Genomic DNA, 24,526 nt, shown 5'->3' with positions numbered 1-24,526 from the left:
TCCGGCGGAAGCGGACGCGGGCCGGCCCCTCGGGGCCGGCCCGTTCCCGTCACCCCACCGGGGCGTCGAAGTCGATCGGGTACCGGAACTGCCAGGCGTTCTTCTCGGGCTTGACCAGCTTGAACATCACCGGCAGCAGCGCGTCGCGGACCACCCGTCCGACCGGGCCCGCGGCCTTGCGGGCGTTGGTGCGGGCGGTCTCCTTGACGATCCGCTCCACCCGGGGCCGGCGCAGCTCCTCGTAGCGGGCCAGTGCCTGAGGCAGGGGCAGGTCGCGCAGGCAGCGGGCGAGTTCGACGGAACTCTCCGCGGCGAGCGAAGCCCCCTGGCCGGAGCTGGAGGAGGGGGCATGGGCCGCGTCCCCGGTCAGGACCATCCGGCCGCGGCTCCAGCGCACCGACCGCGGCAGGCTCTCCGTGCTTCCGGCGAAGAGCATCGCCGTCGGGTCGGTGGCCGCCAGCATCCGCCCGGCCGGGGTGACGTCGCCCTCGCAGACCTCGGTCAGGTGTTCCAGCCAGTAGGCGCCCCCGCGCTCGCGCTGCTCGGAGGGCGTCAGCGGCCGCGCCACCGGCAGGTTGACGAACCAGAAGCCGGTGCCGTCGGCGAGCACCTGCCAGGCGAAGAAGCACCGCTTGCCGAAGGCCATGTGCATCATGCCGTCGGTGGGCGCGACGCCGGCGTCGGTGACCATCGCGCCGAACCCCGCCGTGCCGGCGAACCGCGGCGCGGAAGCGGCCGGGTCGATGAGACGGCGTACCGTCGAGCGCAGTCCGTCCGCGCCGATCAGCACGTCGCCGGTCGCCGTGCTGCCGTCCTCGAAGTGCGCGGTGACACCGTCGGCGTCCTGGCTCGCGTCGACGATGCGCCGGCCGTAGACGGTGGTCAGCTCCCGCTTCGCGGCCGCCTCGCGCAAGGCCCGGAACAGCTCCGCGCGGATCACGAAGCGTGTCGGGTCGATACCGGGCAGCGTGCCGAACTCGGCCAGCTTCTTGCCGTTCCAGCTCCTCAGCACGATGCCGTTCATCTCGGTGCTGACCGCGCGGATCGCATCGCCCACGCCGATCGCGTCGAACGCCTGGAAGCCGTTCGGCGCCAGGCCCATGCCGCCGCCGATCCCGTCGGCCGGACGGTCGTACGCCTCGAAGACCGTTGCCTCGATGCCCGCCTGCTGCAGCGCCATCGCGGTGACGGGACCGGCGACACCGCCGCCGATGACCAGTGCGGAGCGAACCTTGCCCTTCGTCGTGCCAGTCGAGTTCGTCATGAGTGAATAGTTGCAGTGAAACTAGTTCCTAGTCAACTAGTCCGGTCGTGGGTAATATCGGCCCATGAGCACTGCGCCCCGGAGTTCCCCGCTCGCCCTGACCGTCCTGGCCCTGCTGCACTACAAGCCCCTCCATCCCTACGGCGTGCAGCGGCTGCTCAAGGAATGGGGCAAGGACCAGGTCGTCAACGTCGGCCAGCGGGCCGGCCTGTACCGGACCATGGACCGCCTGCTCGCCGCCGGACTGATCGCCGTCCGCGAGACGGGCCGGGACGCCCAGTACCCGGAGCGCACGGTCTACGAGGTCACCGACGCGGGCAGCGAGACGGCGCACCGCTGGCTCGACGAGATGCTCGCCACGCCGAAACAGGAGTTCCCCGAGTTCCCCGCCGCACTGTCGCTGCTGATGATGCTGACACCGGACGCGCTGCGCGACGCGCTCGGCCGCCGGGCGAAGGCCCTGGAGACGGCCCTCGCCCGGCACGACGCGGACCTCGCCCGGGAGGCGGAGAGCGGACTGCCCCGGATCGCGACACTGGAGTTGGGGTACGTGCGCGCGATGACGGCGGCCGAACTGTCGTGGGTCCGGGACGTGCTGGCCGACTGCGCGGCCGGACGCCTGGCCTGGTCACCCGAAGAACTGCTCGCACACGCGGGCGACGACATGTGACCACGCGCCCCGGCGCCGATCGAGGCCCGCCTCGCGCAGCAGCGCCCTGCTGCTGATCGAGACGGCCCGCAAGACCGGCCTGGATCGCGCGATATCGCACGTCGCGGATCTCGAAGTAGTCCTGCGAGCTGAGTCCTTCGGACGTGCTGGTCTTGAGCGGCACGTAGAGCGACCTTCTCCGCCTCCAACTGCATTGGCGGCTCGGCGGGCACCTTCACCCGGGGCCGGCTCGCTCCGGCCGCCCGGACCCAGTTCCGCAGATCTCTGAATTGATCCGCAGGTCGGCAGCGACCTGCCGGATCGTCGCCTGGGGCCGCGGCCGGTAAAGCGCGACCGCGTCGTCCTTGAACGGCGGCGGATAGTTTTTCATGACCACGAGATGTCCGTTCTCGGATCCTCAGACCCAGTGTCTTGTGTGTCCGAGATCAGGGGTCAAGGCCCGAGTAGCAACCCCTCACGACGTCGCGGAAAATTGTTTCATGCCGGTTCTGATAGCCGTGTGCGCCATGATCATGACTCTTATCGGTGGTGTCGTCGCACAGCGGGTTGGCGACCGCCGTCATCTGGTGCTCGGTCTGGCCGCCGGGCTCATGCTCGGCGTCATCGGCTTCGACCTGCTTCCCGATGCGCTGACCGCTCAGCCGCGGCACGTTTTCGGGGTTCCCGCAGCATTGCTGATGTTCGTTGCGGGGTTCCTTACTCTGCACGTGGTGGAGCGAGGGGTCGCCATCCATCGCGCCCACGAGAGCGAGTACGCCCCGCACTCCCACGCTTTCGGGCATACGCAGGAATCGGCGGAGGGAATCGGTCTTACCGCCGCCTCAGCACTTGTGGGACACAGCGTGATCGACGGGTTCGCCATCGGCGCCGCCTATCAGGCTGGCAATACGTTGGGCATCGTCGTTGCCATCGCGGTGATCTCCCATGACTTCGCCGACGGCTTCAACACCTACACGATCACCAGGCTGTACGGAAATGCCCGGCGCCGGGCTCAACTACTGCTCGTAGCCGACGCAGTGGCCCCGGTGGCCGGGGCGGCGATCACTTTGGGGTTCACGATACCGACGGGGTTGCTGGGTCTGTATCTCGGGTTCTTCGCCGGCTTCTTGCTTTACCTTGCGACGTCCGACATATTGCCGGAGGCTCACAGTCCGCATCCCTCCAAGGCGACTCTTTTGTTCACGGTGGCCGGGGCTCTGCTGATGTGGCTGGTGATCGGGCTTGCGAGCTGACTGTGAGTAGGTCGTTGGTGGTGCCCTCTGCCCTAAGGCCCGCGCGGGAGACGGCTCAATGGCTGGCTTTTCGCAGTGCGTTGGACGATGGCCACCGCCGCCCTCTTCGACCTGGTCAGGCTGCTGTACCAGAGCGTCCGGACGGCTCAGCTGACGACGGTGGTGCAGCTGATGGGGGGCAGCAGCTGATGCTGTTCCGTGGCTATGAGGGTGCGAACTGATACGGCTCCGGAGGAGTTCGGGGCTGCCGGTGGTCAACGCATCCCCACACACCGGCGCATCCGCCTGCAAAACAGCAGTTCATCCGAGTCGGCATCCATCCATGTGGCCGCGGCATCTGCTCGGTGGTCGGCCGAGTGCGCCAAGATGTGTTACTCCCGAATATGTGGCGCACGGCGGCAGCCGAGTTCTTTGGGGGTACAACAGCGATCGTCTGCCCGTGCCGGCTCCGACTCGAGCCGGGGTCCCGTAAGTCTCCGTCTTCCGAACGGTGACAAGGGCAACCCGTGCCGGGACGCCGCGCGCAGGCCCTGGGCCGGCGGTACCGTATGTACGGTGGGGCTGGGGCTGGTCAGGGACGGCGACTTACCGGTCATCTGGCCGGACGGGCGGGCCAAAGCCGAGAACCAGCTCTCCGACCCACTCACCACCGTGGCCCCGGCAACCCTGGAGGGGATCACATGAGCTCCGACAACCAGGTATTGATCGTAGGAGCGGGCCCATCGGGGCTGTTGCTGGCGGGTGATCTGGCGGAGGCCGGTGTCAGGTGTACCGTCATCGAACGCCGCACACAGGAATCGCAGCTCACCCGGGCGTTTGCAGTCCACGCCCGCACGATGGAGCAACTGGACGCCCGTGGTGTCGCCGACCAGCTGCTTGCGACCGGTATCCGCAACCCGGTTCTCCAGTTCTTGCAGATCGATCTGTCGCGGTTGCCAACCCGGTACCCGCATGTACTGGTGACTCCGCAGTACCACACCGAGCAAGTACTCCGTGCGCGGGCCCTTTCCCGAGGTGCCGACATTCGGGAAGGCTGGGAGGCTCTCGGGCTTGCGCAAGACGCAACCGGTGTTGACGTTCGGGTCCGGGCGGCGGACGGCTCCTCCCGGACCCTGCGCGCGGCGTACGTCGTGGGCGCCGATGGAAGAAGCAGCTTGGTACGCCGATCGCTCGGCCTGCCGTTCCCCGGCCGCTCCGCGGTGCGGTCGATGATGCTCGCCGATGTCCGGTTGGCCGATCCCCCGAAAAAGCCCCCGACCGTAGGGGCAGTGGGCGACGCCTTCGCGATACTCGTACCGTTCGGCGACGGATGGTTCCGCATCATGGCGTGGAATCGCCGGCATGAGATGCCGGACAGCGCACCGGTCGATCTGGAGGAGATCCGTGCCGTCGCCCGCAGGGCGCTCGGCAGCGACTTCGGCATGCACGACCCGCGCTGGATATCACGATTCCACAGCGATGAGCGGCAGGCGCCGCACTACCGCGTAGGCAGGGTCTTCCTCGTCGGTGACGCGGCGCACGTGCACTCCCCCGCCGGGGGCATGGGCATGAACACCAGCATTCAGGATTCTGCGAACTTGGGCTGGAAACTGGCTGCCGTACTTCACGGCCATGCCCGCGAAGCCCTGCTCGACACTTACGAGGCCGAAAGACATCCTGTCGGGCGCAGAGTCCTGCGCCTGAGCGGTGCGCTGCTACGTGGTGTACTGACCACTCCTCGGGCGTTCCGCGGCTTCCGGGACATCACCGCCCGGACCGTCCTGCGTCTCCCGCCGGTGGCCCGGCGGCTGGGGCGGGCGATGTCCGGAATCGACATCGCCTACGGCGCCCCGGCCGGCGCGCACCCGCTCACGGGGAAACGGGCGCCGGATGTCCTCCTCAGCGACGGGCGACGCCTGTACGAGGCGCTGCGCGGCCGCCGGTTCGTACTGGTCACACCGGCGGACGCAGCACTCTCTTCTTCGGTGACCGAAGTCTGGGCCGACGCGGTGGAGTGCGTCACCCCAGCCGGCCTGACCAGCAAGTCCGTACTGGTCAGACCGGACGCCTACATTGCGTGGGCCTCGTCCGAGCAGTCCCCGCACCGCCGGGCCGAGCAGATCAGGCAGGCACTGGCCGGCCACTGCGGTGAGGGCGCAGGCGCTGCTTAGACCCGGTTCTCCATGGTGAACTGCGGTTGCCGCCTCGGGCCGGCCTGCTGTCCCGACGAGGGCGATCAGACCTGGTTGATACCGCCGTCGACGAAGAGCTCGGTTCCCGTGATGAAGCTGCTCTGATCGCTGGCGAGGAAGAGTGCCGCCGCAGCGGCCTCCTCAGGGCGACCCATCCGGCCAAGCGGCACCTGGCTGGCGAAGAAGTCCCAGAGCTTGGCGGCCTCTGCATCATTGGGAGCCAGTCCGGAGTTGCCGGGCGTCTCGATCGGACCCGGGACGAGGGTGTTCACCCGGATTTTCCGGCTCTTGAGCTCATTGGCCCACGTGCGGGAGAAGCTGCGGATGGCGGCCTTGGAGGCGGCGTAGACGCCGAAGGCCTCGCCGCCCGAGGTGGCGGCGGTGGATCCCGTGAGGATGACCGAAGCGGCCTCGTTCAGCAGAGGAAGCGCCTTTTGGACCGTGAAGAGCGTACCCCTCACGTTGATACCGAAGGTCGAGTCGAAGTGCTTCTCGGTGACGTCTTCCAAGGTGGAGAATTCGCCGCCGCCGGCGTTGGCGAACAGCACGTCGATACGACGGCCCTGCTCGGCGACGGCGGCGTAGAGGCGGTCGATGTCGTCAAGATCGGAGACGTCACCGCGAACGGCAGTGGCATTCGGCCCGATCTCAGCCAGCGCGGCGTCGAGCGCCTCCTGGCGTCGACCCGTGATGAACACATGCGCGCCCTCGGCAGCGAACCGCTTGGCGGTGGCCAGCCCGATCCCGCTGTTACCCCCAGTGATGATGGCTGTCTTGCCGTCGAGCTGTCCCATGGTCAAGGCTCCTTTTCGGCGGAGGTCTGCACTCCGCGGCCGTTGCTCTGCGTCAGACCCGCGCCTGATCCGGCGGGCTCGTTATGGACGATACGGTAAAAAACTCAATACTGGACGGATGAGTCAAAAACTGTGACCCGCCCCACTCCCCGGTACGCACCGTCGTCAAGCCATCACATCCACGGGGCATGCACGCTTTTCCGATGCCGCTGCTGATCTCGGCGGCGACCGCCACCTTGCCCCGCCGTCACGACATCCCCACCCTTGTTTCTTGACTCCTTCGTCCATAAAGCTGACCGTTATGGACGGGAGAGTCAAGAAACGTGTAGGCTGCTCGTCATGGCGCGACCTCGGAAGTTCGACGAGCAGCAGGTACTGGACATCGCCCGTGATCTGTTCTGGTCCGGTGGGTTCGCCGCCACGCGCATGGAAGACGTCGCCGCGGCAACAGGCCTTGGCAAGGGCAGCCTGTACGGCGCGTTCGGCGGAAAGCAGGAGCTGTTCCGTCGACTGTTCGACGATTACTGTGCCGCTGTCGTCGATGCCACGGGCCGGCAGTTGCGCGGCGACGACAAGGACGCGTACGCGCGGCTGTCCGCCCACGTCCACTTGGTGGCCGCGGCCACTGCCGCGGACACCGCGCACCGCGGATGCCTGCTGGCCAAGGGTGCCGCGGAGCTGGCCGAACACGACGAGACGGTGGCCAAGCGGGCGCACGCGACCATCGAGGCACTGCGCACGCTACTCGAGGACGATATCGCCGCCTGCCAGCGCAACGGCGACATCGCCGCGAACGTGGATCCCGGAAAGCTGGCTGCGCTGGTGCTCGCCGTCCTGCGCGGCATAGAAGCGCTGGGCAAGGCCGGGGCGAAGCCGGAGACGCTGAAGGACATCGCCCAGACTGCCCTCGCCGTGCTGCCTCGCTCCGTGAACTGACGGGCCCACCGCGCTACGTGTCATCCTGTCCGGACCGTCCGGCGCTTTGGGATACGGCTCGCATCAGCCAAACGAACGCCGGTCTTGTGTTGCTCAGCGAGGCCTGAGGAGCCCAGCTGAGCGCCGCCGTGGGCACCCGCGTTGGGAGCCCGGCCGGTGGGCCCTCCTGGACCGCGAGCCCCTGCCCCTCGCCCACGGGCCCGAACAGCGTGAGCGCGACGCGCGCCATGCCGGCGAAGACCCTCTGATCGCCAACGGCTGGACCTACGGATACGACCCGGGCGCCCCCGACGCCGAAGCCGTCCCTTCACGGCAGGAACAGACTTTGCCGTGAGCGGCTGACCTGTGCACCGCTGTCCGTCTTCCGACGTGGCGATGCTTGCCATTTTAGATTCCTTATGTAATCTATGTGAGGGTGTGGTCCGATCCCGACAGGGATGCCCGCGGTGCGCCGACGGACGTACACAGTCGCTGTGCGGACGGGCACCATCCGCGGAGCTGCCGGGCCCCTTGTCCGTGGGTGACGCAGTGGCCCCGCGTCCCGTCCGCATCCGCGGTCCCGCTGTCCGGGCCGAAGGCCCAGGCCCCCCGCACCGGCAACACCAGCGAGCAGAGAAGAAAGAGTCGATGACCACGATTTTGATCACGACAGCCAACGGCGAGACCGGTCGACCGATGGTCGACTACCTGCTGAGGGAAGGCTTCCAGGTGCGCGCCATGGTTCGCGCGGACGACGAGCGGGCCCAGCGACTGCGGGACAAGGGCGCCGACGTCGTGTTCGGCGACCTGCTCAACCTGCGCGACGTCCGCAAGGCCATGGAGGGTGTCCAGCGCGCCTACTTCAACTACCCGATCGGCGACGGACTGGTGGAGGCCGCGGTGATGTTCGCCCAGGCCGCCAGGGAGGAGAACCTCGAGCTCATCGTGAACATGTCGCACTTCCAGTCCCGGCCGCACGCGCACAGCAAGGCCACGCAGAACCACTGGCTCTCCGAGCAGGTCTTCGAGTGGTCGGGAGTCCCCACCACTCACCTCAGGGTCACGTTCTTCATGCAGTGGCTGCTCTACATCTCCGGGCTGATCCGCTACGGCCGCTACGTGATGCCGTTCGACAAGGAGAGCCGCTTCGCCCCGATCGCCGGCCGGGACATCGCACTGACCGCCGCCCGCATCTTCGCCTCGCCCGAGGAGCACGGTGGGCAGGTCTACGCCCTCACCGGCCCTGTCGAGTACAGCCATGAGGAGCTCGCGGCCGAGGTCGGCAGGGTGCTGGGCAAGGACCTTCCGTTCGAGCAGGTCACCCCGGCCACCTTCCTCGAACTGCTCGGCATCGGGGCTGACATGGCGAAGCTCAAGCACTTCGAGGCCGTGACCCTGGACCAGCGGGAGGGCCGCCTGGCAGGAATCACCGACACGGCCCCGCGCATCATCGGGCAGCCGCTCGCGACGGTCGAGGAGTTCGTCAACGAACACCGCTCGGCCTTCGAACTCGACTACGGCAAGCCGAGTACGTAGCCGGCCGGCCCGGGGCGACTCGCACCACCCGGTGGTGGTCACGCGGTCATCGGTGTTCCGGGTTCGGGAAGTCGGGGCGGCAGCCGGCGTCCCACTCTGCGCGCTGGTTGCCGTATGCGGGGAATCCTCCCGCGCGTCGCAGCATCGCCGCCAGGTGCAGGAGGTTGTAGGTCATGAACGTCGTGTTGCGGTTGGTGAAGTCGTTCTCCGGGCCGCCCGAGCCCGGGTCGAGGTACGAGGGGCCGGGTCCGGCCTCCCCGATCCAACCGGCGTCGGCCTGCGGGGGAATCGTGTAACCGAGGTGCTGGAGGCTGTAGAGGACGTTCATGGCGCAGTGCTTGATCCCGTCCTCGTTCCCGGTGATCAGGCAGCCGCCGACGCGTCCGTAATAGGCGTACTGCCCGGCGTCGTTGAGCAGGCTGGAGCAACCGTAGAGCCGTTCGATGACGCGCTTCATCACCGAACTGTTGTCACCCAGCCAGATGGGCCCGCACAGCACGAGGACGTCCGCGGCCAGGACCCGCTCGTACAGTTCCGGCCAGGCGTCACTGGCCCAGCCGTGTTCCGTCATGTCCGGCCAGACGCCCGTCGCGATGTCGTGGTCGACCGCGCGGACCGTCTCCACCTGCACGCCGTGCCCGCGCATGATGCCCGCGCTCACGTCGATGAGTCCGTCGGTGTTGCTGATCTCCGGTGAGCGCTTCAGCGTCGTGTTGACGAACATGGCGCGCAGTCCTTCGAACTGCGGTACCTGCGCCGCGGGGGCGTTCGTCGGGTGGGCCGTCACCTGTTCCTCCCAGCATGGGTCCTGTCCGGAGGACGCCCGGTCGGGAGCGATGTCCTCCTTGAGGAGGCTCACCCACGCACGATGCGAGGGCAACCCGACGCCGCTAGCGCGGTGGGTGCTCGTCGAGGATCCGGGCGACGGATTCGGCGTCCTCGGCGTCGATCCTGGCCGCCTCCTGCAGGACCCGCTCGATACTGGCCTGCGGAATGACCACTGCTCCCGCCGCGTCGGCGAAGACGTAGTCACCGGGAGTCACGCACACACCGGCGATCTGCACCGCGACGTTCGCCGCGAACGGCATGATGGTGTCGCCGCCCCAGCGTGTCGCCTCGCCCTGGCACCAGGTCGCGAACCCGTAGTCGCTCAGTTGGGCGAAGTCCCGCAGCCTGCCGTCCGCCAGCACTCCGGCCAGCCCGTGACGAGCGACCCGGGACAGTTTCGTACCGCCCGCATGGGAGAGGTCCGGATAGCCGCCGCTGGAGAGCACCAGGACCTTCCCGGCCGGGTCGTCGCCGATCGCCTGATCGAAGAGCTTGCCGAAGCCGGTCTCGGTCTGCGGCAGGTCGTCCCGGTAGGGCAGGTAGGCAAGGGTGACGGCCGGCCCGAAGAGCGGTTTGGTGGGGTCGGGGCTGGACAGGGCGACGATGTGCGCGCGGTGGTGGTGAAGGCGGCCCATCGCGTCCACCAGCGGCGCGCAACCGAGCCGTGCGGCGGTGGCGGCGTACTCGGTGTCGTGCTCACTGCTCATGCGTCTCCTCCTGGCCGCTCGCGATCGGTTCGGGAGCGTCACGGACGAGCGCGGCCACCGGTTGTCCGCCCCGGACACGTCACCTGGAGCCCGCAGCGCCGAGGGTCGCCGATGCCCCGTTCGGGTGATCGCCGAGTGATACGTCCGCACCCACGAGCGCACGCCTTCCCGGCAGCGCGGTCCAGCCGATCGTAGGACGGAATCGGCTCGCGCGCCCGGGCTGCTCAGGGGGACCTGCTCTTGGCGCGGGCGGACAGCCGGTCAGGTCAGCTGGTTGCGTTCCAGTGAGAAGTAGGTGACCTGGTAGTGGCTGCTCTGGATGTGTGAGGGCAACTGCCGCACATGATCGGCGCGGATGGTGGTGTAGACGTCGTGCCTGGTCATTCCCGGTGCGGGGGTGTAGGTGCCGGAGAAGGTCATCAGGTCCTGCTCGCGATGGCTGAAGGTGATGATGAAGCAGTATTCGACGAGGGGTTCCGCGGGGTGCGACATGGTCGCCTCTCGGTGGTGTGGGCTCGGCTCCGTCAGTGCGGACGTACGGGTGATCCATCGGGTTGCGGTCGTCGCCGTACTACCGACAGCCGGAGCCGCCGGTCAATGGGGGCGAATGAGTTCGTCTGCGAACCGGCCCCGGCCCGTCCGCCGCACATGCACAGGAACCGCGCGCGTTCACCGGGAGGGGAAGGCGACCCCGGTCAGCTCCTCGGAGAGCGCCCAGAGCCGGCGCTGGAGCGACGCGTCGTAGGACTGGGCACTGGAGCGGACGGACCGAGGGTAGCCCCTGCTCTGCTGGAAGCCCCGGGGTCCGTGGTACTCCCCTCCCCGGACGTCGGGATCGGTCGCGGCGCGGAGGACGGGAAGGGCCCCCATCGCGGGCGACTGGAGGAGGAACGGCCTGACGGCTGCGAACGCCGCGCGCGTGACGGCGGAGGCCTGGGACATCGCGCTCCGGGAACCCGTGGTGTCGGCGCCGCCGGGATGTGCGGCGACGGCCAGGGGTCCGTCGGCGGGGAGCCTGCGCTGGAGTTCGTAGGTGAACATCAGGTTGGCCAGCTTGGAGTGCCCGTACGCGGCGTTCCGGTTGTAGGGACGTGTCCGCCACTCGAGGTCGGCCAGGTCGATCGGACCGCCCACGCGGTGGCCCGCGCTGCTGACGGTGACGACGCGTGAGGCCGGGGTCGCGGGCAGCAGGTCGAGCAGCAGGCCGGTGAGCGCGAAGTGCCCCAGGTGGTTGGTGCCGAACTGGAGCTCGAAGCCGTCCTGGGTGGTCCCGTACGGCGTGTACATCACGCCGGCGTTGTTGATGAGCAGGTCGATCCGGGAGCAGGTGGCGTGGACCTCCTCGGCGGCCGCGCGGACCGAACGCAGCGAGCCCAGGTCGAGGTGCACCACGTGCACGTCTGCCGCCTCCGCGTCGGAGGTGATCGCGGCCGCCGCGCGTTTGCCCTTCTCCGGGTCGCGCACCGCCAGGATGAGGGATGCGCCACGGTGCGCCAGTGCCTTGGCGGTCTCGAAGCCGATGCCGGCGTTGGCGCCGGTGATCACGGCGGTGCGGCCGCGCTGGTCGGGTATGTCGCGGGCGGTCCAGCGCGCGGGTAGCGGTCGGGGCATGTCGTCTCCAGGTGTCGGGCCGATGGGGTGCTGAGGTGTGCGGGGTGTTCTGGCGTTCCGGCAAGGTTAATGGCATTCACCTTGTGGTTAATAGTGTTAACCTCAAGGGTGTGACAGTCAACCGACGTCCCAGCGGGACCCACCACGGAGACCTGCGCAACGCGCTCGAACAGGCCGCACTGGCCCTGGTCACGGAGCGCGGCCCGCACGGTTTCACCCTTGCCGAGGCGTGCCGGAGGGCCGGAGTGAGCGTCTCGGCGCCCTACAAGCACTTCGCCGACCGGGATGCCTTGCTGGTCTCGCTGGCCCTGAAGGGCTACCAGGAGCAGCAGCGCCGCTACAGAGCCGCGCTGGCCTCCAGCACGGACCCCGCCGAACAGCTGGCCGCGTTCGCCTCCGCCTACGTACGCTTCGCCGCGGAGGAGCGCGCCCTGTTCGACATCACCTTCCTCGCCGGTCTGGACAAGGGCAGGCACCCCGAGCTGGCAGCGGCGGGCAGCGCCCTGCACGACGACCTGATGCCCGTCACCAGTCGCGTCACCGCCGATCCGGACGCGGCGTTCGACCTGCTCGTCCGTGTCTCGGCCGCAGCCCACGGGCTCGCTCTCTTCCTGCAGCAGGACATGCTGCCCGGCGCATGGAACACCCTGGCGACCGTCGAGGCCCAGGCCGCGCGGACCGCCCGCGACCTCGTCGGCCATGCGACGGAGACCACCAGCACGGGAGGCCGGCATGTCCACCGGGACCGGTGACTTCGAGCGCGCTCTCCATCGGGTCGGCCAGGGCAAGTACGCCAGTCTGACCACGTTCCGCAGGGACGGGCGCGCGGTCGCCACCCCCGTAGGCTGCGTCGTCCACGAAGGCGTCCTCTACGCCTTGACACCGCCGGATTCCGGCAAGATCAAGCGCATCCGGAACGACCCGCGGGTCACCGTCGCACCCTGCCGCATGAACGGATCCGTCCCCGGCGACGCACCCGTCACCCCGGGAACCGCCCGGCTCCTGGATGCCCTGGAAACCTCCCAGGTAAGGGAACTGATGCGGCGGCGGTTCCTCATGTACCGCCTGGTGCTCCTGGCCGACCGGATGCTGCGGCGCGAACGCCCTCTGGCCGGCATCGCCGTCACGGCATGACCGCCGGTACGCCGCGGGAGCGCGCCGCGGAGGCGGCGCTCCACGCGCGGGGTGGGAGAAGAGTCGAAAGGCCCAGGCAGTGCCCCGCCGAGGGGCCGTCCCGTCAACACGGTGATGTTCCGTCATCCGTGTGAGGAGGGCGGGGCTTTCGGGGGATGTTCCGGGGCATGAGGAAATGCGCGGGTCCCGGCTCTCTCTCGCGGCGCGGGCTGCTCGGTGCTCTCACGGCCCTCACCCCCGTCGCCGCCGTCCCGGTCGCGTCCGTGCACGGTTCCGCCAGTGCGGCCGCGGAGCCGTTCGCGGGTCTGGGGGAGGCGTCCGTGGCGGCGTTCCGTCGCGCCTGGGACGCCTATCGGCGGCTGGCCTGGGGACGGGACGAGCTGCGTCCGCTCAGTGGGCGCGGCGCGGACTTCTTCGCCCCCGGCCACACGTTCGGTCTGACGATCGTCGAGGCGCTCGACACGCTGTACCTGATGGAGCTGGACGAGGAGCTGGACGCGGCCGTCCGGTGGGTGAAGGACGAGCTCGACCTCGATCAGGACGTCTCCGTCCAGGTCTTCGAGGCGATCATCCGGCTGGTCGGGGGGCTGCTGTCGGGACACCTCGCGACCAGGGATCCCGCGCTGCTCGACGTCGCCCGCGACCTCGCGGACCGGCTGATGCCCGCCTTCCTCGTATCGCCCACGGGTGCCCCCTACCGGTACGTCAACCTCTCCACAGGTGCGGTGAGCGGCCGCCACAACCACTTGGCCGAGATCGGCAGCTGCATCACCGAGTTCGGTGAGTTGTCCCGGATCACCGGCGACCGTACCTACTACGACGTGGCCAAGAAGGCGCTGCGCGCCGTCTGCGAACGCCGCTCACGGCTGGACCTGCTGGGCACCACGCTCGACGTCGAGACCGGCGCGTGGACCGGGACCACCGCCACCCTCGATCCGCCGGCCGACTCCTTCTTCGAGTACCTGTGGCACGGCTGGAAGCTGTACGGCGACGAGGAACTGCGCACCTGGTACACGGCCCTGACCGCCGGGATCTTCAGGCACCTCGCCGACCGGAGTACGGGGCGGCTGTGGTTCCGTCAGGCGGAGATGCGCACCGGTCGCGCCACCGGTCAGGTCCAGTCCGAACTGACCGCCTTCTACGCCGGACTGCTGGCCCGCAGCGGGCGTGTCGCCGAAGGCGAGAGCTACCACGACAGCTGGACGGACGTGCTCGGCGCCTTCCGCCTGCCACCGGACCTCCTCGACTACCGCAGCCTGCGCGCGTGGAACCCCTCTTATCCGCTGCGCCCGGAGTACGTCGACGCCTGCCTGTCCCTGTGGCTCGTCACCGGGAAGGAGCTGTACCGGGAGCGCGCCCGCGAGATGTTCGACCGCCAGGAGCGGTACTGCAAGGTCGCGGGCGGCTACACGGTCGTTCGTGAGGTGACGGCGTCCCCGATGAAGCTGGGCGACCTCACCCCGGCGTACTGGTTCAGCGAGAACGCCAAGTACTACTACCTGCTGTTCGCCGAGGCGCGTCGCTTCGACTACGGCTCCGGCTATCTGACGACGGAAGGCAATGTGCTGCGCGGGCTGCGAGCCCCTGCCCCCGCACCGGGCGGCGGCGGACCTGTCGGCAAGTGACGCGTGGCCCGGATTCCGCGAGCGCCGCCCGCAGGGGACAGCGCGAGCCGGGTCCCCGACCGCCGGGTGGTGCGCACCGCAAGGATTCAGCCAGTCACATGCCCAAGACGCTGGAGTTGTCCAGATGATGTGCCAGTTCGAGATGTGGCACGCCACACATCGATACATTGGGAGTCCGCTGTCGGGGCGAGCCGGATGCGGGATCCGGTGAGGTTGAGGAGTCTTTGGTCATGGGGGAGTCCGGGTACACGGAGCGCTGGCTGGAGACCGGCTCGGGTCCCGGCGCCGTGGTCCGGGCCCGTGTGACCCAGGCGAACCAAGCGGTCCAGGCGGCGTACCGCACATGGCTGGACCACGCCACCGAATGCCCCACGTGCCGGGACGGCGCCGCCCGGGAATGCACGGTCGTGAAGCCGCTGTGGGACGCCTACCAGGCGGCTCAGCGCGCGGCCCTGTAGACCTTCTCGAGCACGTTCGTCCAACCGGCCGGTACCGGGGCGCCACGCGTCGCGGTGGCGCAGTCGTCACCGGCGCCCGGCGCGGTCGGGGAGGCGGCCGAGGGGTGGAGGGGTGCGCGGCCGCAGGCGCTCTCCCTGCGGCCCGAACATGATCAGATATTCGACCGGTCCGCCGGGCCCGGCGTTCGCGACTCCGTGCGGGGTGCGCGTGTCGAACTCGACGACGTCCCCCGCACTCAGGACGAGGTCCTGCTCGCCGAGCGCCAGCCACAGCCGCCCGTACAGGACGCACAGCCATTCGTACCCGTCGTGAGAGGCCAGCCGCGGACGCGCCGGCGCCTCGTCGACGGCGGGCAGGACGTGTTTGTGGGCGTGCAGACCCCCCACGTACCGGGTCAGTGGCAACACGGCCTTGTCGTCGCCGGGATGCGGCGGCGTGGGGGTGCGCGGTCTCGGCGGTGCTGCGGGTGCGGTGCCGGCCAGCTCGTCCAGGGAGATGCCGTACGCCTTCGCCAGCTGCAGCAGCACCTCGAGGGTCGGCTTGCGCCGTCCGGTCTCGATCCGCGACAGCGTGCTCAGCGAGATGCCGGTCGTGTGGCTGACGTCGGTGAGTGTGGCGCCGAGCTGCTCGCGCGCGGCCCGCAGCCGGGGGCCGATCGCCGCCAGCGTGGCGGCTGTGCCGTCATCCGTCACCGTTGCTCCCTCCGGCCACGTCGACTCCATCGGCCTGTCCTGCGAGTTTGCCAGGCTGGCAAGGGTACTCGCGCCGCGCGGTCGCCGCGCCGCATGATCGGTGGGCAACCGCGGCCGCCCGTGAACCGAGGAGAAGCCATGCACCAGCCCGCGCCGTCCGCCGACCCGCGCCACCGCACCATCGAGGGACCGGCCGGACGCCTGCACCTCGTCGAGCAGGGCACCGGACCGCTGGTCCTGCTCGTCCACGGCTTCCCCGAGTCCTGGTACTCCTGGCGCCACCAGCTCCCGGCCCTCGCGGCGGCGGGGTACCGGGCCGTGGCGCTCGACGTGCGCGGCTACGGCCGCTCGTCCAAGCCGGCCGCCACCGACGCATACCGGATGCTCGACCTGGTGGAGGACAACGTCGCGCTGGTGCGCGCCCTGGGCGAGGAGCGGGCGACGGTCGTCGGGCACGACTGGGGCTCCAACATCGCGGCGGCCTCCGCCCTGCTCCACCCTGAGGTCTTCCACGCCGTCGGACTGCTGAGCGTCCCCTACGCGCCGCCCGGCGGCCCCCGCCCCACCGACGCCTTCGCGCGGATGGGCGGCGACCAGGAGTTCTACGTCTCGTACTTCCAGGAGCCCGGCAGGGCCGAAGCGGAAATGGAGCCCGACGTCCGGGGCTGGCTCGCGGGCTTCTATGCGGCCCTGTCCGCGGACACCATGCCCGACCAGGGTGAGCCCGACCCGCACTTCGTGGCCCGCACCGGCGGCCGGCTGCGCGACCGGTTCCCCGTCGGCAAGCTGCCGGCCTGGCTGAGCGAGGACGATCTCGACGTGTACGCCGGGGAGTTCGAGCGCACCGGCATGACCGGGGCCCTCAACCGCTACCGCAACATGGACCGCGACTGGGAGGACCTCGCCCAGTACGCCGGCGCCCCGATCAAGCAGCCGTCCCTGTTCATCGGCGGCGCCCTGGACGCCTCGACGACCTGGATGGCGGACGCGATCGACGCCTACCCGGCCACCCTCCCCGGCTTGACCGCCAGCCACATCCTGGACGGCTGCGGGCACTGGATCCAGCAGGAGCGCCCCGAGGAGGTCAACCGCCTGCTGACCGGCTGGCTCGCCTCCCTCCAGCCTTGAACCGCCGGCGCCGTCGTCGGCCCCGGCCTCGGCGAACTCCGGGGAAAGCGGCTGACGGCCCGGCAGGCACCGCCGGCCACCGACTCCAGGACTTCCCGTGTCGCCTGGCCCGAGCGAGGGTGCGGCCCAGCGGCCCGGAACCCCTGCCGCGGGCGGCAGTGAGTGCTGCCGAGGATGTCCCGGGCATTGTGATCACCCGGTCGGCTACTGAATGTGCAAGTAACGCTACGCAGGGTGATTCTTTCCATGGGTCCGCTGCTGTCTCCGACTGTTCTTCTCTCCTGGTGAGCGGCGTGTGCCGCGCGTCGCGGGCCCCCTTGCTGGAGGTGTCGTGTTGTCCCGAATAGGTGTGTCTGCGGCGCCCGTACGGCGCCGAGGCGGTCTGCGCATGTGGGCGGTGGCCGTGAGCGTGATCCTGGCGTCCGGTGCTCAGGCGGGTGCGGCGTACGCGGGGAGCGCCGGCAGCGGCCGAGCTGACGCCGCAAAACCTGGTGCTGAGACAGGTCTTGCCGACCCGTGCCTCCTCTTCCCGTTCTTCCCCGGGTACTGCCCCGGCCGACCCGGGTACCACGGTCACCCGGGCCGGCCCGGTATTCCGGGTCCGCCGGGGCCGCCCGGGCCTCCCGGCCCGCAGGGGCAGACCGGACCTGCCGGGCCCCCGGGGCCGCCGGGTGCCCCAGGAGTACCTGGCGCGCCGGGGCCGCAGGGCGATACCGGCGACGAGGGGCCGGTGGGTCCCGAAGGCCCGCCGGGGCCGCCTGGTGTCACCCCGGGGCACGGCCTGGTGGACTTCCTCGACGACGGTCAGTTCATGCCGCCCGCCGGGGTCACCTCCGTCTTCGTCCAGGCATGGGGTGCCGGTGGGGGCGGTTCGGGAGCCGACGGCACCCTCGTCAACGGCTCGGGCGGCGGCGCCGGGGGCTTTGCCTGGTGCGTTCTTCCCGTCCAGCCGGGCACGCCGGTCCCGGTGGACATCGGCGCGGGAGGAACAGGCGGGGCACAGCTTACGAACGGCCAGCCAGGCTCACTCAGCACGGTGAACAACGGTCTCGGCGGCCTCGCGATCGCGAACGGCGGCGCCGGCGGCCTGTTCTCCTCGTCCGGTGGCATGGGCGGCACCGCCTCCTGTTCAGGCCAGGGCACGGCCCGCCAAGGCGCCGACGGCGCCCGCGGCGGCACTACCGTGCCGCCGGGCCAGGGAGGCCGTCCGGCAGTGGACGGTGTCATCCAGCCGGCACCGTCGACTGCGGGCATCGGCGGCACAGGCGGCACCGTCTCGTTCATGGACCCCGGTGTCGGCCAGACCGGCGGCCCGGGATACGTCGTCATCTGGTGGTAGCCCAGGGCCGGGCGCGTCGTGCAGCGCGCCGGGCCGCGGTGCCGGAGGTGGGCTGGTTCCCGGATGTGGAGACCACCTCGCCCACCCCGATTACCGTTGCGGCGTCACCTTCGCCAGGATGAGCCCATGACCGAGATCCAGACTCCCCGCCTCCTTCTGCGCCGCTGGCACGACGACGACCTTGTACCCATGGCCGAGATCAATGGCGACCCGCAGGTGATGCGCTGGGTCGGCGACGGCTCCGTGCGCGACCTGGAACACACGGCGGAAGCCATCGAGCGGTGGGAGGAGGAGTGGGACGAGGAGGGCTTCGGCCTCTTCGCCGTCGAGATGCTGGCCTCGGGCGAACTGGCCGGATTCACCGGCCTGACCCTGCCGGAGTTCCTGCCCGAGGTGATGCCGCAGGTGTCCGTCTGCTGGCGGCTCGGTCCGCAGTTCTGGGGTCAGGGCTACGCCTCGGAGGCCGCCCACGCCGCGATGGAATTCGCGCTCCAGGACCGGGGCCTGGACCACCTGATCGGCATCGCACGGATCGGCGACAACGCCTCGGAGAACGTCATGCGCAAGCTCGGGATGGCGCCGCAGCGCGAGACCACGCACCCGGAGTACGGTTTCCCGCTGCGTGTCCACACGATCGACCTCAGCGAGTTCCACGCCTGAACGCGGAGCGCGGTCGGCCGCCGGCTGCTTTCGGCAGGCGCGGCACGGCGCGGCCGACCGGCCCGGTGGCCGTCTCCGGGCCGTCCGAAGCTGCCCGACAGCGTACGGCGACGACCAATGACGACGCCGCAGGCGGCCGTGGTCAAGCCCGGGAGCGGCAGCACAAGGGGGGCGGGCGCCGCTCTTACCAACCTCAGCTTTCCGAGGCCTTCTCGACCGAGGACAGGCCGACATCGATGACGGTCTCGTCCCCGAAGACCAACACGACGAGACGTACCCGGCCCCGCTCGTGGTCGATGGAACGCACGGGCCCTGTGAAGTCCGCGAAGGGGCCATCCAAGATGAGCGCGGTATCACCCTCACGCAGATCCGCAGTTCCGTCATCGTCGGCTCCTTCGTGGTCAGGCGAACGACTGTCAACCAGGTTGTCTACGGCAGCCCTCGCGACGATTGGCAGCCCGTGTCACAGGCGTGCCGGATCGAGCAGGAAGAGCCCGGCAATCACGGGGGACCGGGAGCAACAACAGGCACAGCCGCAGGCTGGCGTCCGACCAGGTCAAGCCGAGGCTGATGCCCTCTTCCGAACCGGGACCCCGGAGCATCGCGCGACCGACGCAAGGGGTAGCCTTCCCGTCCGTTCGAAGCCATTGGAGGATCCCTGTGCACACCGCCGTTTTCCTGCTGCGGAGCGCGTTGGGCCTGGGTGGCGGACTGGTGATCGCCTGGGAATTGGATCGCCAGGCTTCCGGGCCGGGCTGGAGGAAGCCGCGGCTCTTCTCGGCAATGGCGGCCGCGTTGCTTGCCGCGCTACTGGCCGTGTAGATGATCTATTTCAAGGGGTCAGTGATCGTAGGCGATCAGTGAGCGTAGGGCGGTTTGTCCGGTGGCGTCGTGGTGCCAGATCGCGGCGGTCAGCGCGAGGACGCGTTGCATGACGCGGGCGCAGGTGGGCACGGGCATGGCGGAGCCATTCGGCCTCGGAGGCGAAGCCGACAATGGCCCGCATCATGGCGAGGGTGCCGGCATCGCTCAAGCGGGGTGTAATGCCGACCGACGGGCGCCACGGCGCCAGGTCGGGATGCTCCTTCAGCATGTCGTCGGTCGTCGCATAGAGTGCTGTCGCGAGGGTATCCACGTCGTTCGTCACAAAACGATCTTGGACACCCTCGTTCTCGTCTCCGCAGGCACTCCTTGGGCCATACCACCTGGAGGAACCAGTGTCGAACCCGCAACTGCTCACCCCCGAGGAGAAACTCGCCGACGCGAAGAAGCTGTTGAGCCTCCCGCGTATCGTCGTGATCTGCGGCTCCACCCGCTTCATGACCGAGATGGCAGAGGCCGATCTGCGGGAGACCACAGCCGGGAAGATTGTCGTCAAACCGGGCTGTGACATGAAGTCGCCGCACGAACTTTGGTCCGATCCTGTCGAGGCCGAAGCGCTGAAGGTGCGACTCGACGATCTGCACCGGGCGAAGATCCGCCTCGCCGATGAGGTGCTCGTAGTCGGCGACTACATCGGGGACAGCACCCGAGCAGAAATCGCCTACGCCCGTTCGCTGGGCAAGCCCGTGCGGTTCACGCACCCCGAAGTCGCCCCTGGCGCCTGACCGCCCGCTGCCGCCTCGACAACCAGGGTCGGCAGCCCGCCGCCCGCTGTCAGACGCCGAAGTTCAGATCAGCGGGAGGGCCTGGTCACCGAGTCCGATCACGGTCCGATCTAGGCCTTCTTCATGAACAAGCTTCCGGACGGATGGACGCACGAGGTGTTCCGGCCGTTCTAGATCCACTGGGCCGTCCAAGGGCAGACGATGACGATCGACGCCGGCTGCCGTTCACCAGTCGGTCGCAGGTCACAGCGTTCGATCTCACGGGGTGCCCAGGTCAGCGAGGTCCAGGATCGCTTCCTTGGCTCCTGGGACTGCGATTCCGCCACGTACCCCTTTGGTCCGTGCCACGCTCGCGACGTGATGACTCCACAAGAACTGCTTGAAGCATGTCCGCCCGGCGGGGGACCATATCCCTGCCCTTGCTGTCGCCTGTTGACCCTGGAGTCGCGGTGTCGCTGGGAGATCTGCGAGGAGTGCGGGTGGGAGGACGACGGCCAGGACGACCTCAACGCGGACGAGGTGTGGGGCGGACCGAATGGGTCGATGAGCCTGACCGAGGCCCGCAAGGAGTACGCAGACCACATCGCATGCCTCGGGACGGAGAACCACGCGTCAGCGGCGGTCGGCGGCGAAGGGCTGTGGTGGACTGCCTCCCAACAGCTCATGCGCGACAAGGGGCACACCGCCTAGCGATCCTCAGGCGCTGCGTCTCCTGGTGAACGCCGCCGCACACCGCACTCCACCAGCAGACTTGGCCGAGCAACGGCAGTGGCGGCAACGCAAGCCACGGGCCACTCCCCAGCAGTCCACCGCGACCGTGTCGCAAGCCGGCCGACCTGGGTTGCAGGAGCATGCCCACGTCTTCCAAGCGCTTGCCACATCTTGACGAGCCTGGTCAAGCCGAAGCCCGGGCTGCTCTGGCGGGTCGGCAGGCCCTCGGTCGTTCACCGGAGTGGTGGCTGGTCCGGGCTGGGACTTGGCGGCCCCGGTGGGAACGCGAACCGGCACGGGCAGCAAGAATCCACACGCCACAACGATGAAACGAGGGAGAACCCGTGAACCGACTGGCCCCGCGACGCGCCTCTGTCCTGTACGCGATATCCGCGACCTGCGCCGCGACAGGAGCCCTGCTGTGGGTGCGCGGCCAAACCAGCGCGCCCCCCAGGATCTACCGGGACTACTTGGCAGCCGACCTTTACACCCCGTCGGCTTGGCGGGTGTGGTCACCAGCAGTACCCGAGGACCGTCTCGGCCTGTACCTCCTCGCGGCCGGGCTGGTGCTCGCTGTGGTCGCGCGCCTGGTCGCCGTCCGGCGTGACTGAGCAGCGCCGGAACAAGCCCGCAGGGTCGGCGCCGCGCAGCCTCACATTCGGGATCTCAGCACGTCGACCTCACAGCCCGGCGCGAACGGGTCGAAGCCGTGTTCGATCAGCCAACGAACCACCAGCAGGCTTCGCAACGACCACCATGCGTGGATCACGTCGAGGTCGATGTCGATATCGGTGCCGTAGCCTGCGATGACGTCGTCGAGGTGCTCCTCGTGTCCGAGCGTGAAGGTGGCGAGGTCGTACAGGGGATCACCCTGGCCCGCCTCGGACCAGTCGATGATGCCGGTGACCTCGTCGCCGTCGACGAAGACGTGCGCGATCTGCAGGTCGCCGTGCGTGAACGCGGGAGTCCATGACCGGAGTGCGGCCTGGGCGACCTGGCGGTTGCGGTTGACGAGGCCTGCGGGCAGGAGGCCGTTCGCCACGAGCCACTCGCACTCGTCGTCGAGTTCCGCCGCCAGCGCGACGATGCTCCGGCCGGCCTGGCCGGGCCGGGGCGGCAGTGGCGCGTCGTGCAGCTTCCGGATGGCGGCGCCCGCCGCGGCCCACGCCGCCGGTGCCCCGGTCGACGGCCCGCCGAGGCGCCCGAGCGTCGTCCCCGGGAGTGCGGCGATCGCGAGCACGGGCGGCTTGCGCCACAGGACCTGCGGGGTCGGGACCGGCGCGAGGGACATCGCCTCGACCTCGACGTCGATGCGCGCCTGATCGGCGTCCACCTTCAGGAACACGTCGCCGACGCGCAGGGTCGCTCGCTCGGAATGGGCGACGACGACTTTGACCTCATCCATGGGCGACCAGTATCCCGGGGGTAATCGCCGACGTCGCCGGGTTTGGCGCGTGCGATGACGCGGCTGACCGCGTCCCGCCACCCGGCGGCCTCGCACGGACCAGCCCCCAACCCGCCCCGTTGGCCGTCGTCTGGTGCATGGCACGATGCCTGATCACGGACGAGCACAAGGAGAACGCATGCATGAATGATCAAGGCATTCCTGTTCCGGCGAATGGCTTCAGGGTCGTCGCCGTTGATGCCGACTGGCCGGAATCACGGCAGTTCATGGGTAGCGGCCACAACCAAGTCACCGACGACATCCACGTGTTCCTGTGGTTCGGCTCTGCGTCATATGACTCCCAGGCCGAGCACGTCAGGGTTTTCAGCGCCTCCTCCGGCAACGCTGAGGCCGGCGAGGCGCTGGAGGACGCTTTGGAGGACTACTGCCACCCCGGTGAGGGACTTCCCGCCGGGCTGCCGGTCTCCGAACCCATCACCATCACCGCAGACGGAAAGCCCGTGACGTTCGAACTCTGGAGGAACGGCGGCAACCCCTACTGGGTCGCCCGAGGCCGAGTCGAGAACACCGAAGTGGTGCTGTCCGGCTCCGAGATCGAGCCCAGCCAACTGCGCCTGGTCTGCGTTGACGACCTGGCCGCGTATTCCGCCCCGATGATGCTCCTCCCGGCCCGGGAAGCGATCTCCGTTGCCATGGGAAGCGACCTCCAGGCGGCGGGGCCCGATCGGCAGTCGCAGGTCGAGAAGACGGACGCCGCGGTGCGGGCCCTGCGCGACATCGCCGTCCGGGGTGCCGCTCTCGGGGGACCCAGTCGGGAATTGCACGGTGAGGAGGCGGACTCGCTGATGCGCGCCATGCGCTACCTCGCCCAGGGTGCCGGCCCTGCTGGGGCGTCGGGAACAGAGAGCTGATCAGCACCCGCCGCCCTGGCGGACTCCTCGAAGCCGTCGGGCTTTCGTGGCCCGCGCTCCGCTGAACGACGCTGTGCTGGGTCACGACGACCGAATCCCGCAGCCGCGAGGACTGGATCCCCCGGTAGTGAGAGCGTGAACCGAGACGGGCACGGGGCAGCGCCCCGGGTCGGGTCTCGATCCCTGCGCGCCACAGCCCGGTTGGCGAGTCTTCAGCGCTGCCGCCATCAGGCGGCAGACCAAGGCTTGTTCCACAATTGATCTGCCGCATAATCCGTGTCGCTCTGTCAGTACCGCGTGGCATACTCCTCGCTTGATCACGGGGGCAAACGGTCCCTGACCTGGGAGGGGACACTGTGCGTAGGGCGAGGTGCGTCGCCGTGGCGGTTGCAGTCATGGCGCTGGGTGCCGCAGGCTGCGGCACCGGCGACGCCGGCACGGAAGCGTCCGCGTCCCCGGTGTCGGCGTCGCCTCAGCCACGGCCCGCGGGCACCGGACCGCTCACGAAGGAAGTCGTGCGGATGGACCTGGACAGCTCGGCTGTGGGCGCGGGCGTTCCGGCGAACGTACCCGAATACGGCGGAATGAACGCGGACGCTGAGCCGGGCTCGCCGCGATCGTGTGGCCTCGGTTTCAAGGGTTTCGCCACAAAGACCACCCGGGTCGACGTCGCCCGCTGGGAGGCGGTGGTTCGCGAGCTGCGCGAGCGTGACTGGCAGCAGGACGGGGAGCCGGAGACGCACAAGGGGGACAGTTCCGGGAAGGTCTTCGAAGTCCGTGTGGCCCTCAAGCAGCGCGGCTGGACCTTGGTCGCGAGTTGGGACGACGTCCGTGACGGTGTGATCACCCTGAACGCCTTCGACGACGCGTGCATGGAGACGGTGGGCGTCGACGCGAGTCCGGTCGGCTGACCGGCCACTCCTCGCGGGGGCGAACTTCTGACCAGTTACGGGACAGCTCTTAACGCGCGGCTTTCGAGGGGGTAGGGGTGACGGACAAGCCGAAATGGCAGAACCATCCAGCCTGGTGTCTGTTGTTCATCGTGCCGCAGGTGATGTACGTGACCTCCTGTGGGGAATCCTTTGCGGGCGCGAATTGGCGAAGCGGGCCGCGTACCGGAGGGCCCT

Annotated in this window: 27 protein-coding genes and 2 pseudogenes; 18 read left to right on the top strand and 11 right to left on the bottom strand. The window is 69.2% G+C overall.

What is annotated here, in order from left to right; translation table 11 throughout:
- Positions 1-49 precede the first annotated feature (49 nt).
- Positions 50-1,264: an FAD-dependent oxidoreductase gene (locus CHF15_RS22785; protein WP_089225713.1), complete on the bottom strand. Its 1,215-nt coding sequence runs from the start codon at positions 1,262-1,264 to the stop codon at positions 50-52.
- A 64-nt stretch (positions 1,265-1,328) separates the two neighbouring features.
- Between CHF15_RS22785 and CHF15_RS22780 the strand changes: the two genes are divergently transcribed.
- From CHF15_RS22780 to CHF15_RS22770, 3 genes are all read left to right on the top strand, one after another.
- Positions 1,329-1,934, top strand: coding sequence for a PadR family transcriptional regulator (locus CHF15_RS22780; RefSeq protein ID WP_089225712.1), 606 nt, complete (start codon positions 1,329-1,331; stop codon positions 1,932-1,934).
- A gap of 479 nt (positions 1,935-2,413) precedes the next feature.
- Positions 2,414-3,166: a ZIP family metal transporter gene (locus CHF15_RS22775; protein WP_089225711.1), complete on the top strand. Its 753-nt coding sequence runs from the start codon at positions 2,414-2,416 to the stop codon at positions 3,164-3,166.
- A gap of 680 nt (positions 3,167-3,846) precedes the next feature.
- Entirely contained in the window at positions 3,847-5,316 is a 1,470-nt protein-coding gene (locus CHF15_RS22770) for an FAD-dependent monooxygenase (RefSeq protein WP_089225710.1), read from the top strand.
- Between the two features lie 65 nt (positions 5,317-5,381).
- On the opposite strand, the gene CHF15_RS22765 is transcribed toward CHF15_RS22770, so the two are convergent.
- Positions 5,382-6,131 (bottom strand): glucose 1-dehydrogenase, encoded by a 750-nt coding sequence (locus CHF15_RS22765; protein ID WP_089225709.1) that lies wholly within the window; start codon positions 6,129-6,131, stop codon positions 5,382-5,384.
- A 339-nt stretch (positions 6,132-6,470) separates the two neighbouring features.
- Between CHF15_RS22765 and CHF15_RS22760 the strand changes: the two genes are divergently transcribed.
- Both CHF15_RS22760 and CHF15_RS22755 read left to right on the top strand, forming a co-directional pair.
- Complete coding sequence (locus tag CHF15_RS22760; RefSeq protein ID WP_089225708.1) at positions 6,471-7,067, top strand: TetR/AcrR family transcriptional regulator; 597 nt, start codon at positions 6,471-6,473, stop codon at positions 7,065-7,067.
- Positions 7,068-7,694: 627 nt separating this feature from the next.
- Positions 7,695-8,582: an NmrA family NAD(P)-binding protein gene (locus CHF15_RS22755; RefSeq protein ID WP_089225707.1), complete on the top strand. Its 888-nt coding sequence runs from the start codon at positions 7,695-7,697 to the stop codon at positions 8,580-8,582.
- Between the two features lie 46 nt (positions 8,583-8,628).
- On the opposite strand, the gene CHF15_RS22750 is transcribed toward CHF15_RS22755, so the two are convergent.
- The 4 genes from CHF15_RS22750 to CHF15_RS22735 all read right to left on the bottom strand — a co-directional run bounded on the left by CHF15_RS22750 (position 8,629) and on the right by CHF15_RS22735 (position 11,728).
- Positions 8,629-9,306: a flavodoxin family protein gene (locus CHF15_RS22750; RefSeq protein WP_089225780.1), complete on the bottom strand. Its 678-nt coding sequence runs from the start codon at positions 9,304-9,306 to the stop codon at positions 8,629-8,631.
- A gap of 166 nt (positions 9,307-9,472) precedes the next feature.
- Positions 9,473-10,117: an RraA family protein gene (locus CHF15_RS22745; protein WP_089225706.1), complete on the bottom strand. Its 645-nt coding sequence runs from the start codon at positions 10,115-10,117 to the stop codon at positions 9,473-9,475.
- A gap of 261 nt (positions 10,118-10,378) precedes the next feature.
- Positions 10,379-10,609 (bottom strand): hypothetical protein, encoded by a 231-nt coding sequence (locus tag CHF15_RS22740; protein ID WP_089225705.1) that lies wholly within the window; start codon positions 10,607-10,609, stop codon positions 10,379-10,381.
- Positions 10,610-10,786: 177 nt separating this feature from the next.
- Positions 10,787-11,728 carry an oxidoreductase gene (locus tag CHF15_RS22735; RefSeq protein ID WP_089225704.1) on the bottom strand — a complete coding sequence of 314 codons (942 nt, stop codon included), beginning with the start codon at positions 11,726-11,728 and terminating at the stop codon, positions 10,787-10,789.
- A 110-nt stretch (positions 11,729-11,838) separates the two neighbouring features.
- Between CHF15_RS22735 and CHF15_RS22730 the strand changes: the two genes are divergently transcribed.
- From CHF15_RS22730 to CHF15_RS22715, 4 genes are all read left to right on the top strand, one after another.
- A complete protein-coding gene (locus tag CHF15_RS22730) occupies positions 11,839-12,480 on the top strand; it encodes a TetR/AcrR family transcriptional regulator (RefSeq protein WP_089225703.1) in 642 nt (213 codons plus the stop codon).
- Positions 12,461-12,862 (top strand): PPOX class F420-dependent oxidoreductase, encoded by a 402-nt coding sequence (locus tag CHF15_RS22725; RefSeq protein WP_089225702.1) that lies wholly within the window; start codon positions 12,461-12,463, stop codon positions 12,860-12,862. Before CHF15_RS22730 ends, CHF15_RS22725 begins: the two co-directional genes overlap by 20 nt.
- A 167-nt stretch (positions 12,863-13,029) precedes the next feature.
- The gene (locus CHF15_RS22720) at positions 13,030-14,487 is read left to right on the top strand and encodes a glycoside hydrolase family 47 protein (protein ID WP_245938977.1); all 1,458 of its coding nucleotides are present in this window, start codon (positions 13,030-13,032) and stop codon (positions 14,485-14,487) included.
- 230 nt (positions 14,488-14,717) lie between these two features.
- Positions 14,718-14,945 carry a hypothetical protein gene (locus tag CHF15_RS22715; RefSeq protein WP_089225701.1) on the top strand — a complete coding sequence of 76 codons (228 nt, stop codon included), beginning with the start codon at positions 14,718-14,720 and terminating at the stop codon, positions 14,943-14,945.
- 66 nt (positions 14,946-15,011) lie between these two features.
- On the opposite strand, the gene CHF15_RS22710 is transcribed toward CHF15_RS22715, so the two are convergent.
- The gene (locus tag CHF15_RS22710; RefSeq protein ID WP_089225700.1) at positions 15,012-15,668 is read right to left on the bottom strand and encodes a helix-turn-helix domain-containing protein; all 657 of its coding nucleotides are present in this window, start codon (positions 15,666-15,668) and stop codon (positions 15,012-15,014) included.
- Between the two features lie 108 nt (positions 15,669-15,776).
- On the opposite strand from CHF15_RS22710, the gene CHF15_RS22705 reads away from it, so the two are divergent.
- From CHF15_RS22705 to CHF15_RS22695, 3 genes are all read left to right on the top strand, one after another.
- On the top strand, positions 15,777-16,766 hold the full coding sequence (locus CHF15_RS22705; RefSeq protein WP_089225699.1) for an alpha/beta fold hydrolase: 990 nt from the start codon (positions 15,777-15,779) through the stop codon (positions 16,764-16,766).
- Between the two features lie 730 nt (positions 16,767-17,496).
- A complete protein-coding gene (locus tag CHF15_RS45490) occupies positions 17,497-18,105 on the top strand; it encodes a glycine-rich domain-containing protein (protein ID WP_245938976.1) in 609 nt (202 codons plus the stop codon).
- Positions 18,106-18,231: 126 nt separating this feature from the next.
- Positions 18,232-18,765: a GNAT family N-acetyltransferase gene (locus tag CHF15_RS22695; protein WP_089225697.1), complete on the top strand. Its 534-nt coding sequence runs from the start codon at positions 18,232-18,234 to the stop codon at positions 18,763-18,765.
- Between the two features lie 193 nt (positions 18,766-18,958).
- Here the strand turns inward: CHF15_RS22695 and CHF15_RS46425 are convergent, their stop codons facing one another.
- Positions 18,959-19,132 carry a KOW motif-containing protein gene (locus CHF15_RS46425; RefSeq protein ID WP_265737402.1) on the bottom strand — a complete coding sequence of 58 codons (174 nt, stop codon included), beginning with the start codon at positions 19,130-19,132 and terminating at the stop codon, positions 18,959-18,961.
- A gap of 293 nt (positions 19,133-19,425) precedes the next feature.
- Between CHF15_RS46425 and CHF15_RS45020 the strand changes: the two genes are divergently transcribed.
- The gene (locus tag CHF15_RS45020) at positions 19,426-19,587 is read left to right on the top strand and encodes a hypothetical protein (protein WP_179279917.1); all 162 of its coding nucleotides are present in this window, start codon (positions 19,426-19,428) and stop codon (positions 19,585-19,587) included.
- A gap of 18 nt (positions 19,588-19,605) precedes the next feature.
- On the opposite strand, the pseudogene CHF15_RS46900 reads toward CHF15_RS45020, so the two are convergent.
- Positions 19,606-19,707, bottom strand: a pseudogene (locus CHF15_RS46900) (IS982 family transposase); the annotation flags it as partial.
- Positions 19,706-19,912 (bottom strand): annotated as a pseudogene (locus CHF15_RS46710) (IS982 family transposase); the annotation flags it as partial. The pseudogenes CHF15_RS46710 and CHF15_RS46900, both read right to left, overlap by 2 nt.
- 70 nt (positions 19,913-19,982) lie before the next feature.
- On the opposite strand from CHF15_RS46710, the gene CHF15_RS22680 reads away from it, so the two are divergent.
- From CHF15_RS22680 to CHF15_RS22670, 3 genes are all read left to right on the top strand, one after another.
- The gene (locus tag CHF15_RS22680; RefSeq protein WP_089225695.1) at positions 19,983-20,372 is read left to right on the top strand and encodes a hypothetical protein; all 390 of its coding nucleotides are present in this window, start codon (positions 19,983-19,985) and stop codon (positions 20,370-20,372) included.
- Between the two features lie 360 nt (positions 20,373-20,732).
- Positions 20,733-21,062: a CPCC family cysteine-rich protein gene (locus tag CHF15_RS22675; protein WP_089225694.1), complete on the top strand. Its 330-nt coding sequence runs from the start codon at positions 20,733-20,735 to the stop codon at positions 21,060-21,062.
- A gap of 365 nt (positions 21,063-21,427) precedes the next feature.
- Positions 21,428-21,694 (top strand): hypothetical protein, encoded by a 267-nt coding sequence (locus CHF15_RS22670; RefSeq protein WP_089225693.1) that lies wholly within the window; start codon positions 21,428-21,430, stop codon positions 21,692-21,694.
- A gap of 41 nt (positions 21,695-21,735) precedes the next feature.
- Here the strand turns inward: CHF15_RS22670 and CHF15_RS22665 are convergent, their stop codons facing one another.
- A complete protein-coding gene (locus CHF15_RS22665; protein WP_089225692.1) occupies positions 21,736-22,488 on the bottom strand; it encodes a phosphotransferase family protein in 753 nt (250 codons plus the stop codon).
- Between the two features lie 182 nt (positions 22,489-22,670).
- Here CHF15_RS22665 and CHF15_RS22660 point away from each other — a divergent pair, with 182 nt between their 5' ends.
- Positions 22,671-23,399 (top strand): hypothetical protein, encoded by a 729-nt coding sequence (locus CHF15_RS22660; RefSeq protein WP_089225691.1) that lies wholly within the window; start codon positions 22,671-22,673, stop codon positions 23,397-23,399.
- 380 nt (positions 23,400-23,779) lie between these two features.
- The gene (locus CHF15_RS22655; protein WP_245938974.1) at positions 23,780-24,310 is read left to right on the top strand and encodes a hypothetical protein; all 531 of its coding nucleotides are present in this window, start codon (positions 23,780-23,782) and stop codon (positions 24,308-24,310) included.
- The last annotated feature ends 216 nt before the right edge of the window (positions 24,311-24,526 follow it).

The organism is Actinacidiphila glaucinigra (assembly GCF_900188405.1).
Lineage (GTDB): Bacteria > Actinomycetota > Actinomycetes > Streptomycetales > Streptomycetaceae > Actinacidiphila > Actinacidiphila glaucinigra.
This window is presented reverse-complemented; position numbering and strand designations above follow the sequence as displayed.